Origin of the sequence: Mycobacterium sp. 1423905.2 (assembly GCF_001673155.1) — a bacterium.
In the GTDB taxonomy this organism is placed as follows: domain Bacteria; phylum Actinomycetota; class Actinomycetes; order Mycobacteriales; family Mycobacteriaceae; genus Mycobacterium.
This window is the reverse complement of sequence record NZ_LZLE01000039.1, coordinates 18,252-28,367: the sequence shown is the minus strand read 5'-3', so window position 1 is coordinate 28,367 and position 10,116 is coordinate 18,252. Positions and strand designations below refer to the sequence as shown.

Annotated in this window: 12 protein-coding genes; 4 read left to right on the top strand and 8 right to left on the bottom strand. The window is 67.3% G+C overall.

What is annotated here, in order from left to right; genetic code table 11:
* The 7 genes from A9W95_RS02615 to mftA all read right to left on the bottom strand — a co-directional run.
* Positions 1–297: NAD(P)-binding protein (locus tag A9W95_RS02615; RefSeq protein WP_156745964.1), on the bottom strand; the 297-nt coding region annotated here is incomplete at its 3' end.
* 8 nt (positions 298–305) lie between these two features.
* Complete coding sequence (gene mftF, locus A9W95_RS02610; RefSeq protein WP_067409081.1) at positions 306–1,718, bottom strand: mycofactocin biosynthesis glycosyltransferase MftF; 1,413 nt, start codon at positions 1,716–1,718, stop codon at positions 306–308.
* Positions 1,715–2,473, bottom strand: coding sequence for a mycofactocin biosynthesis peptidyl-dipeptidase MftE (gene mftE, locus A9W95_RS02605; RefSeq protein ID WP_067409080.1), 759 nt, complete (start codon positions 2,471–2,473; stop codon positions 1,715–1,717). The genes mftF and mftE overlap by 4 nt, the downstream gene beginning before the upstream one ends.
* 154 nt (positions 2,474–2,627) lie before the next feature.
* Entirely contained in the window at positions 2,628–3,827 is a 1,200-nt protein-coding gene (gene mftD / locus A9W95_RS02600; protein WP_067409079.1) for a pre-mycofactocin synthase MftD, read from the bottom strand.
* A 2-nt stretch (positions 3,828–3,829) separates the two neighbouring features.
* Positions 3,830–5,005, bottom strand: a complete 1,176-nt coding sequence (gene mftC / locus A9W95_RS02595) for a mycofactocin radical SAM maturase (RefSeq protein WP_067409078.1) — start codon at positions 5,003–5,005, stop codon at positions 3,830–3,832.
* A gap of 2 nt (positions 5,006–5,007) precedes the next feature.
* Positions 5,008–5,313 (bottom strand): mycofactocin biosynthesis chaperone MftB, encoded by a 306-nt coding sequence (gene mftB, locus A9W95_RS02590; protein WP_067409086.1) that lies wholly within the window; start codon positions 5,311–5,313, stop codon positions 5,008–5,010.
* Positions 5,283–5,372 carry a mycofactocin precursor MftA gene (gene mftA, locus A9W95_RS02585; protein ID WP_067409084.1) on the bottom strand — a complete coding sequence of 30 codons (90 nt, stop codon included), beginning with the start codon at positions 5,370–5,372 and terminating at the stop codon, positions 5,283–5,285. The genes mftB and mftA overlap by 31 nt, the downstream gene beginning before the upstream one ends.
* 102 nt (positions 5,373–5,474) lie before the next feature.
* Here mftA and mftR point away from each other — a divergent pair, with 102 nt between their 5' ends.
* From mftR to A9W95_RS02565, 4 genes are all read left to right on the top strand, one after another.
* Entirely contained in the window at positions 5,475–6,071 is a 597-nt protein-coding gene (gene mftR / locus A9W95_RS02580; RefSeq protein ID WP_172826536.1) for a mycofactocin system transcriptional regulator, read from the top strand.
* 8 nt (positions 6,072–6,079) lie between these two features.
* Positions 6,080–7,120: a DUF2332 domain-containing protein gene (locus tag A9W95_RS02575; protein ID WP_067409083.1), complete on the top strand. Its 1,041-nt coding sequence runs from the start codon at positions 6,080–6,082 to the stop codon at positions 7,118–7,120.
* A gap of 67 nt (positions 7,121–7,187) precedes the next feature.
* On the top strand, positions 7,188–7,694 hold the full coding sequence (locus A9W95_RS02570) for an RNA polymerase sigma factor (RefSeq protein ID WP_067409082.1): 507 nt from the start codon (positions 7,188–7,190) through the stop codon (positions 7,692–7,694).
* On the top strand, positions 7,691–8,902 hold the full coding sequence (locus A9W95_RS02565; RefSeq protein WP_067409077.1) for a VOC family protein: 1,212 nt from the start codon (positions 7,691–7,693) through the stop codon (positions 8,900–8,902). The genes A9W95_RS02570 and A9W95_RS02565 overlap by 4 nt, the downstream gene beginning before the upstream one ends.
* Here A9W95_RS02565 and A9W95_RS02560 read toward each other — a convergent pair.
* Positions 8,899–10,116: an NAD(P)/FAD-dependent oxidoreductase gene (locus A9W95_RS02560; RefSeq protein ID WP_067409076.1), complete on the bottom strand. Its 1,218-nt coding sequence runs from the start codon at positions 10,114–10,116 to the stop codon at positions 8,899–8,901. The genes A9W95_RS02565 and A9W95_RS02560 overlap by 4 nt on opposite strands.

Here is a 10,116-nt window from a genome sequence, read left to right as displayed (position 1 = left end):
GCCGCCGTTGACCGCGCCGGACCCACCGAGTGTGGCGCCTCGCACGATCGACATATGCCGAACCGGCCGCTCGGTCAGCCGGGTCTGGTAGCGCTGCACCAGCGGGCTGCGCGCACCGATCGGCAGCACCAGACCATTGCCGGTTTGCCTGAGCAGGGCGGGATCGTCCAGACCCGGCCCGGCTTCCAACACCGTGACCGTGCGCCCGGGGTCGGCGGAAAGCCGCTCGGCGACAACGGAACCGGCGCTGCCCGCGCCTACGATCAAGACATCGCTGTGCCGGCTGGCGGAGCTCAAGGCGGCCGTTACGTGCGGATCTGCGGCTTCAGTGCGCCGATGTTGCGTTCGCGCGCCACCCCGTACCACAGGCCTAATCCATAGGCCAGGTCGTCGACACGCTTGAGCAACAGGAAGGTCAGCAGTCCGATCTTCTCGACGTCACCGTCGGCGACGTTGCGGCGCCGAACCCAGTCGACCACGCCGTCCACCACCGCGGCGACCAGCACCACCCGCCGACAGTGCCGCGACAGCAGCGCCGCACCCAGCGCCATCGGCCAATAATGCCGGCACAGGGCCGAGGCCAATTGCAGCGCCGCCGACCATAACCCGCGCGTGGCGACCACGAGCACGTCCTCGAGCGTTGTGTCGGCACTGCGCATGGCGTTGGCGATACGCCGTCCGGTAGACACCGCGATGACCAGCGACAGCAGCTGAGACACCCGGGTACCCAGCGACATGAGGATCCAGGCGGTCAACGCCCAGCCCGAAATCACCAGCGGCGCGGTCTTATCCGGGTGCCGGACTGACAACGGAGCCGCCGAACCGCCGTAAAAGGCCTTGCGGGCGATCCAGTCGCGCAACTCCGTCCGGTGATCGTGGGCGACCAACGCGATCGGCTCGTACCGCAGTCGGGCGCCGGCTTCAATGAGCCGCCAACACAGGTCCACATCTTCACCGGAGTGCAGCGTCTCGTCGAATCCGCCGATCTCGCGGATCGCCGAGGTACGGCAGATGATGGCGGCGCTGGGTACGTAGGACACCGGGCTGAGCGGTAACACCGGAGCTTCACGCTGGCCGAGGTCGAGTGAGGAATGCACCGCCTCGTAGCGGGCGACCACGTTCTCACTTTGCGCCAGGCCGACGATGCGGGGTGCGACCAGCGCGACGGTGGGGTCACAAAAATGGCCGAGCAAGGCCTCCAACCAGCCCCGCCGCGGCGCCACGTCCGAATCGAGGAAGGCGACGAAGTCGGTGGTGCAGGCGGCCAGCCCGGTGTTACGGGCGGCGGCGGGGCCCTTGCTGCGCGGGTGATGCAGCACTTCCACCGCACAGTGCGCCCCGCTGAAATCTTCGACCTGGACGGGTCGCGCGGACCCGTCGTCCACCACGATGACGCGCAAGCCGCGCAGCGAGCTGACCAACCGCCGCAATCCGCAGGCGTTGTCCCGCACCGGGATAACGACGGTCACGTCGCGGTGCGACGGGCCACTGGCAGGGCGCGGATGGGCCACGGTGGCGTCGAGCAGAGTGCGGGCCAACTGCGCGCTGAGCTCGTCGCGGACCTTGAGGCGGCCGTCGGTGATCATGTCTTGGGCCGCGGGAGCCAACCGGAGCAACCGGGTCGGCGAGCCACCGAGCAGGGCCGATCCGTCACCGAGCACACGCACGCGACGGTCGACCTGAACGGCGAAGCCGTCAGGCAGTCGGGTTGCGGTCATGTCAGCATCCCGTCGGGCCCGGGCAGCCACCGGGCGATTCGACGAACTCCGTTGTCGACCATTTCGTCAAAGATCCGCCTCCCCTCCACTGCCGTCGCCGTGGTCGGATCTCCCAGCACCCCGATCCGGCTGACCGCCGCGACTCCCCCGCGGCGCATCGATGGCAACAATTCGGACAGTGGCGCGTCGTTGCCCACCAACCACCGGTCGGTGTGCACGTCGCCCGGCGAAAGGTGCAGCAACAACGATGTTTCGGTGTGGCCGGCATGCGCATCGGCTCCCGAGGATGCACACGGGCACCAACCGGCGTCGCGTCCTTCGGCGCGCAGCAGCGCGACGGCACTGGCCAGCGCGCCGACATTGCCACCGTGGCCGTTGACGAAGACCAGACGACCGGCCCAGCAGGCGGCCGAACGGCCGTACTCCACCAACAACGCGGTCAGCGCATCGGTACCGATCGAGATGGTCCCGGGGAAACTCTGATGTTCACCGCTGGCGCCGTAGGCGATGGCCGGCGCGACCAGCCAAGTCGGCTTCGCACCCAACGGTCCGTCATTGTCCAAGCGCGCGGCCACGGCCCGGGCGATGGCTGTCGCGATCCGGGTGTCGGTATCCAACGGGAGGTGGGGGCCGTGTTGTTCAGTGGACCCCAGCGGAACGATTATTGACGACGAGGTTGATATTGCTAGTTGCCTCGACGTCGCACTCCCCAGTTCGCCGAGTACGGGCACTCGCCGATGGTAGGACGAATTCACCTGCCGTGCACCGATTGTTGCCCTACCTACTGAAATTTTTTTCCCCGCTGTTGGTCAATGTATTGAATCCAAACTTCGGCCCGTTTTTCGGGCTCACGATTGTCCCAACAATTCGTCCGGTCCGGAAGAAAAACGTATCAATTAATCGATGCGATTAATGCGCTTGCGGGGCGCCGCCAGGCGGCACGCCGAGCGCCCGGGTAAATCCTGGCGGCACCAGGACGTCGTCGGGTCCCAGGTCGTGCACCGAGGAATGCCCGAGGCCCATCAACGCCGAGTCGATGCCGCCGCGCATGATGTCCAGAACGTTCTCCACACCGGTTTGCCCGGCGGCGGCCAAACCCCAGAGATAGGCGCGCCCGATCATGACCGCACGCGCCCCCAGGGCCAGCGCCTTCACCACGTCGCTGCCGCGCCGGATGCCGCCGTCCAGCAGCACCTCGACCTGGTCGCCGACCGCGGCGGCCACCGCGGGCAGGGCGCGGATCGAGGCGGGGGTGCCGTCCAGGTTGTTGCCGCCGTGGTTGGACACCGAGATCGCCGAAACTCCGGCATCCACAGCCCGTTTCGCGTCGTCCACGCGCATCACACCTTTGAGCATGAACGGCCCGCCCCACAGCTCTCGCAACCAGGCGATGTCCTCCCAGGTGGGGGGCGGCGTGCCCATCCACTGGCCGTAGGCGGCGAAGAACGGCGGCCCCGGCTCACCGCGCCGGCCCTGGTTGGGCACCCGCAGGTCCGGCGGCCGTAACGTCTTGCCGAATTTCCACAGCCACCGCGGCTTGGTGACCGCCTCCGGCGAGAGCCGCAGGATGGTGCGCAGGTTCATCTCTTCGGGGATCTTGGGACTACCCCAGTCACGCCCGTGAGAGAACGTCCAGTCGGTGGTGACGATCAATCCCGCAGCGCCGGCTTGTCGGGCCCGTTCCACGCGTTCGGCGATGGCATCGCGCCCGCCGAGCCAGTAGATCTGAAAGAAGACTTTCGGATTCGCCGCGATGACATCCTCGATCGGCTTGCTGGCGAAGGAGGACAAACCCATCGCGGTGCCTCGGGCGGCCGCGGCTCGGGCCACAGCGACCTCCCCGTCGGGGTCGACCGCTTGCACCCCGGTCGGGGAGATGATCACCGGCAACGAAACATCTTGTCCCATAACGGTGGTCGACAAGTCCCGCTTTTCCGAGGCGCCGACTACGTGTGGGGCGAAACCGAGTTCGCTGAACGCCGCCACATTGTCGGCGACCGTGACCCCTTTTTCGCTGGCCGAAATCAGGGACGAATACACCGATTTCGGCAACCGTCGCTTGGCGCGTTGCTGCGCTATCGCTACGGTTTCGAACCATTGATCGGCCATGGTTACACCGGGCTTTCGTTACACAATCGGGCCGGCGGCCGCATCGACAGCGTCAACGGGACGGGCGTGCTGATCCGCTGGCCCCGGGAGTGGTCGACGCGCGGGCGCGGGGTTTCGCGCTCGCGGGCCAGCGCCGGAGCGCCGTGACCCTGGACGCATTCCGGATCGGGACCGTCCAGCGGTAGGCCGGTGAAGAATTTGGCCGCCATGCAACCACCCCGGCAGCTGTCGTAATGCCCGCAGCTGCCGCAGGCACCGGCCGACTGTGGTTCACGCAGCTCGCGGAACAGCGGCGCGTTCTTCCATACGTTGTCAAAACCGTTGTCGATCAATACATTTCCGGCCAGAAACCGGTCGTGAATGGCGAACGGGCACGCGTACACATCGCCCACCGGATCGATCAGGCACACCACCCGCCCGGCGCCGCACATGTTCAGGCCGGCCAGCGCCCCGGACTGGCCGAGTGGCGCGAGGTGGAAGAACGAATCCCCGGTCAGGACCCGCTCGCCGTTGGCGACCAACCACTCGTAGAGCTGGACCTGTTGGGCGGCGGTGGGGTGCAGGTCTTCCCAGACGTCGGCGCCCCGACCGGACGGGCGCAGTCGGGTGATGCGCAGGGTGGCACCGTAACGCTTTGCCAACGCGGCGAATTCATCGAGCTGGTCGACGTTGTGTCGGGTGACGACCACGGAGATCTTGGCGTCCGCGAAGCCCGCCGCGGCAAGGTTTTCCAGGGCCCGGACCGCCATGGCGAACGAACCGGGACCGCGCACGGCGTCGTTGACCTCGGCGGTTGCGCCGTCCAGAGAGATCTGTACGTCGACGTAGTCGCTGGCGGCCAGTCGGGCGGCCACCTGCGGGGTGATCCGTACCCCGTTGGTGGAAAATTTGACCCCCACATGGTGCTCGGTCGCGTAGTCGACCAACTCCCAGAAGTCTTGCCGCACAGTCGGTTCACCACCGCCGATGTTCACGTAGAACACCTGCATGCGTTCCAGCTCGTCGATGATGTCCTTGCACTGGCGCGTAGACAGCTCGCGTGGGTCGCGCTTGCCCGAGGAGGACAAGCAGTGCACGCACGCGAGATTGCAGGCGTAGGTCAGCTCCCAGGTCAGGCAGATGGGCGCGTCGAGGCCACGCTCGAACTGCTCGACCAAGCGAGGGACAGCTGTTGTCATGACTAAGCCTCCTGAGGCACCAGCATTTTCGAGTCGGCCAGCACCTTCAGCGCGTGCAGGTACGGGCCTTGGCCGGCGTCGTCGACCCCGGCGGCACGGCAGGCCGACCGGACACTGGGATGCTCAGCCAGCGACTGCACCAGCGTCAGAATGGTGCGATTCTTCAGAAACGACAGCTTGCGCGTGCCGAAGTGGTAGAGCAGTGCGCCGAACGGCTCGGGCCGCACCGCCACCTGCGGGTGCAGCCGCCAGCCCTGGTCGGGGTCGAACACGTCGCTCAGTAGACCCCGCACATGCCGTCGATGGATACCTCTTCGACCAGGGTCTCGGTGACGAGTTCGGTGTCGGTCTCGATTTCGTGGTCCATGCGATTGCCTTTCGCCATTGGGTCTCGACAATGAGGGGTGGTGCCGGTCACAATCGTCGTCAGAATATGGCATCGAGTGCCGAAATGGAAGGGCGGGTCCAGATGCTGTCGCAGCCGCGGGTGGGACGACGCCGCTCGACGACGCCGCAGGACATCTCCGACATCGCCATCGAATTGTTCGCCGCGCGCGGATTCGCCGAGGTCAGCGTCGACGATGTCGCGCAGGCGGCCGGGATCGCCCGGCGCACCCTGTTCCGTTACTTCGCCTCCAAGAACGCCATCCCGTGGGGCGAGTTCGACACCCACCTGGCGCAGCTGCGCGACCTGCTCGACACCATCGACCCGCGGGTGCAACTGAGCGCAGCGCTGCGCGGCGCGCTGCTGGCGTTCAACACCTTCGACGAGTGCGAGTCGGCACGCCACCGGCAACGCATGCGAGTGATTCTGGAAACCGCTGAGTTGCAGGCGTATTCGATGACGATGTACGCCGGCTGGCGGGAAGTGATCGCCGACTTCGTGGCCCGTCGGATGGGGGTCAAGTCGTCGGACCTGGTGCCGCAGACCGTCGCCTGGACCATGCTGGGCGTCGCGTTGAGCGCCTACGAGCACTGGCTCGCCGATGGATCCGTGCCGCTGCCCGAGGCGCTGGGCAACGCCTTCGACGTGATAGGCAACGGCCTGGACCGGCTAGTCCCGTGACCGCGGACATGGAACACCTGGCCCGCACCCTGCGGACACAGGGGCGGTTCTGCGCCGGATCGGGCGCGCCGATGTACGGAGAACTGTTCGAGCTGGTGGCCGGTGACGTCGAGGCAGGCGGCGTTTTCGCGTCCATCCTGACCGGCCATGAAGCCGACCCGGAAGGTCACGCGGTGCCGCTGCGCCTGCTCGGGGGCTTGCATCGGTTGGTGCTCGATGGCCGGGCGGCCGCATTGCGCCGTTGGTATCCCAGTACCGGTGGTGCGTGGGACGCCGGCGCCGCGTGGCCGGAGATACTGCGCAGCGCCGCTGACCACGCCGAGGCGCTGCGCGCGGCGTTGGCGCATCCACCACAAACCAACGAGGTGGGCCGGTCGGCCGCGCTGATCGGGGGGTTACTGCGCATCAACAGCGAAACCCGCCTGCCGATAAGGCTTTTCGAGATCGGGTCGAGCGCCGGTTTGAACCTGCGAGCCGACCGGTACCGCTACCGGTACGCCGGCGGGACGTGGGGTCCGCCCGACTCGCCGGTGACGATCGACGACGCCTGGTCGGGTGAGGTGCCGCCACCGGGTGACGTACACATCGTCGAACGACACGGTTACGACATCGCACCCATCGACGTCACCACCGTCGACGGGGAACTGCGGGTGTTGAGTTACGTGTGGCCCGACCAGCGCGACCGGCTGGACCGGTTGCGCGGGGCGGTCGCCGTCGCGCGCGAGGTCCCGGCCCGGGTGGAGTGCCGTTCGGCCGGGGACGCGGTGGCCGGCCTGGCGCTGGCCGCCGGGGCGCTGACGGTGCTGTGGCATTCGATCACGTGGCAATACCTCTCCCCCGACGAACGCGCCGCGGTCCGGGCCGGGATCGCCGCGCTCGGTGCCCGAGCCCGCGCCGACTCCCCCTTCGCACATCTGAGCCTCGAGCCTGCCCACGGCGGGGCCGCCGGTCCGGTGCAGTTCCTGGTACGCGCGACCTGCTGGCCCGGTGGTGAGGTGCGAGTCTTGGCTGAGTGCCACCCGCATGGGCCGCCGGTGATCTGGGGATGAGCGCTGCCGAGAAAAGAATTTTTCATCGGGGCGTCGGAAAGTGTCGTTCTGTTACGACGATAAGGGTGTGAGCGCCGACCACCAATCCGACGCTCGGCACGCGCTGCTCGCGCTGTACGACGATGCCCTTCCGGTGGTGTATGGGTATTTCGTCCGGCGCTGTGCCGATCGCGCGACGGCAGAGGACCTGACGTCGGAGACCTTTGTCGCTGCGATGGCCGCGGCGCGCCGCAAGGAGCCACCAGCGGTGTCGGTGCCCTGGCTGCTCGGTGTGGCGCGGCACAAACTGGCCGACCACTACCGCCGCCGCCATGACCATCCGGTGGCCGACCCACCCGACCCCGGGCACGCCGCGGACCACTGGGACGCCGAACTTGACCGCTTGGTGGCCGAAAGCGTCTTGCGCAGGCTCACCGAACCGCAGCGCACCGTACTGGTGCTGCGTTACATGGACGACTGCACGGTCGACGAATGCGCCGCATTGATCGGGCGCAGCGTGCACGCCACCGAGGCGCTCCTGGTCAGGGCCCGCAAGGCGTTTCGGCAACAGTATCCGGAAGGAGGCACGGCATGACCGACCCGATGCACGTGCTGCACACCGAAGACCTTCCGGTGCAACCCGATCCAGGCTTCGCGGCCCGACTGCGCCGCCGCCTGGAGTCCGCACTGACCCAACCGGAGGGAGTCGAGATGACTGGCACCGCACCTCGCCCAGCGGCGTTGCCGTACCTGGCCGTCGGCGCTGCCCGGGCAGCGATCACGTGGTATACCAATACTTTTGGCGCGTCAGTGGTGGGTGACCCGATTGTGATGCCAGACGGCCGGATCGGGCACGCCGAGATCGCAATAGGCGACGGTGTGCTGTATCTGGCCGACGAGCATCCTGAACTCGGGCTCAAAGCGCCCGCGCCCGGCGCTGTTTCGGTCAGCCTGATGTTGCACGTGACCGATACCGACGCCGCCCTGCACCGCGCTCGTACCCAGGGCGCCACGATCGAGCGCGAGTGCTACGAAAGCTACGGCGCCCGCAATGCCACCATCATCGACCCCTTCGGGCACCGCTGGATGCTCAGCGGTCCCACCCTGATTCCCGGGATACAACACGGCGACATCGGATACATCTCGGTCTGGACTCCCAACGTTGACCGCGCCGCCGCCTTCTACGGACATGTCCTGGGTTGGACCTACGACGCGTCGACTCATCGGGTGACCAACACCGACCTGCCGACCGGCATTTACGCCACCACTCAGGCGCCAACCTTGTTCTGCTGCTACGCCGTTGACGACGTGGCCACCGCCCGTGACGCTATCGCCGAGGCCGGTGGCGCACCGGGGCAACCGCGCGAGTCCGAGCACGGCACCATGGTGGACGCCACTGACCCGCAGGGGGCGGCGTTCGCCGTCTTCCGGCCCGCTACCGAACGAAAGCGCCCCGCGCTCAACGGTTCCGGACCAGGCGAGCTGTCCTATGTGACCTATCAGGTGCCCGACTCCGGGGTATTCCGCGACTTCTACGGCCGGGTGTTGCGATGGACTTTCGAACCCGGTCGCGTCCAGGACGGGTGGCAGGTGCGGGAGTCCCACCCGGTGGGTGGTGTCGCCGGCGGCAGCGCAGCGCCGGTCACCGTGCCGATGTGGACGGTGTCCGACGTCGAGGCGGCGGTGACGCGGGTTCGTCAAGCCGGCGGCACCGTCCTAGCCGAACCGGCGCAACAACCGTACGGAATCAGCGCCGAATGCACCGACGACCAGGGCGCCCGCTTCTATCTGGGCCAGTTTTAGGCGGGGTTGAGGACGTCGGAAATCGGTGTCGCCGCGGCGATTTTGCCGCGCACCTTCATGACCTTGCCCGGCAGACCACCGCCGACCACGCCGACCAGCACACCGTCGCGTTCGTAGTAGGCCAGGAACTTTCGTCCGTCGTCTTCGACCAGGTGCACGATGTCATCGGCTTCCGGCTCACCGAGGCACTGGATCTTGACGTCGTATTGGTCGCTCCAGAAGTACGGAACGACGACGGTGGTGGGCACGTCCTGGCCCAGCATCGCCGGAACGACGACGCGGGCCTGGTCGGCGACGTTGCTCCAATGTTCAACTCGCGCTTGGTGTCCCGTCGGGTTACGCCATGACGCCACGTCCCCGACCGCCCACACGTTCGGTGCGCTGGTGCGACCGGCCTCGTCACAGACGACGCCGTTGTCGATCTCGACGCCGCTGCCGTCCAGCCAATCCGTCGCCGGGCGCGACCCGATGCCCACCACCACCAGGTCGGCGGCCAGTTCACTGCCGTCGGTCAACACCACGGTGTCGACATGCCCGGCACCGCGCACCTCAGCCACCCCCACCCCGGTGCGTACGTCGACGCCTTCTTCTCGGTGCAGCCGGGTCACCAGCGCGCCGATCTGCTCACCCAATACCGACGCCAGGGGCTGTGGTTGCGGCTCGACCAGCACCACGTCGACTCCGAGCCCGCGCAGGCTTGCGGTAACCTCGCAACCGATGAAGCCGGCGCCGACGATGACGGCGCGCTTGGCCGACGATGCGTGGGTGCGCAGCGCCAGGCATTCGTCGAGGGAGCGCAGCACCCGCACGCCTTCGAGATCCGGGAAATTGGGGATGCGCCGCGGCACCAGACCGGTCGCGATCACCAGTTCGTCATACTCGAGCACGGACCCGTCGGCCAAGGTCACCGTCTGCGCGGTGGTGTCAAGGCTCTTGGCCGCCGAACCCAACCGCAGGGCGATGTTCTTCTCGTCGTAGAACTCGCGGGGTTTGAGCGCCACGTCGTCGACCTCGCTGCGCAACACTTCTTTGGACAGCGGGGGCCGGTCGTAGGGCAGATGGGTTTCGTCGCTGACGATGGTCAGGGCACCTTCGTAACCGGCCCGACGCAGTTGCTCGGCGGTCCGGGCCGCGGCCAACCCGCCGCCCACGATGACAATCCCTCGGTCGAACCGCCTGCCGACTTCGCTACTGGTCACGTGCGATTCATACAC

What these genes read in the sequence shown, in the direction of transcription:
- mftF (WP_067409081.1), bottom strand. Translation starts at nt 1,718, where the DNA reads ATGACCGCAACCCGACTGCCTGACGGCTTCGCCGTTCAGGTCGACCGT.
- mftD (WP_067409079.1), bottom strand. Translation starts at nt 3,827, where the DNA reads ATGGCCGATCAATGGTTCGAAACCGTAGCGATAGCGCAGCAACGCGCC.
- mftC (WP_067409078.1), bottom strand. Translation starts at nt 5,005, where the DNA reads ATGACAACAGCTGTCCCTCGCTTGGTCGAGCAGTTCGAGCGTGGCCTC.
- mftA (WP_067409084.1), bottom strand. Translation starts at nt 5,372, where the DNA reads ATGGACCACGAAATCGAGACCGACACCGAACTCGTCACCGAGACCCTG.
- mftR (WP_172826536.1), top strand. Translation starts at nt 5,475, where the DNA reads ATGCTGTCGCAGCCGCGGGTGGGACGACGCCGCTCGACGACGCCGCAG.
- A9W95_RS02575 (WP_067409083.1), top strand. Translation starts at nt 6,080, where the DNA reads ATGGAACACCTGGCCCGCACCCTGCGGACACAGGGGCGGTTCTGCGCC.
- A9W95_RS02565 (WP_067409077.1), top strand. Translation starts at nt 7,691, where the DNA reads ATGACCGACCCGATGCACGTGCTGCACACCGAAGACCTTCCGGTGCAA.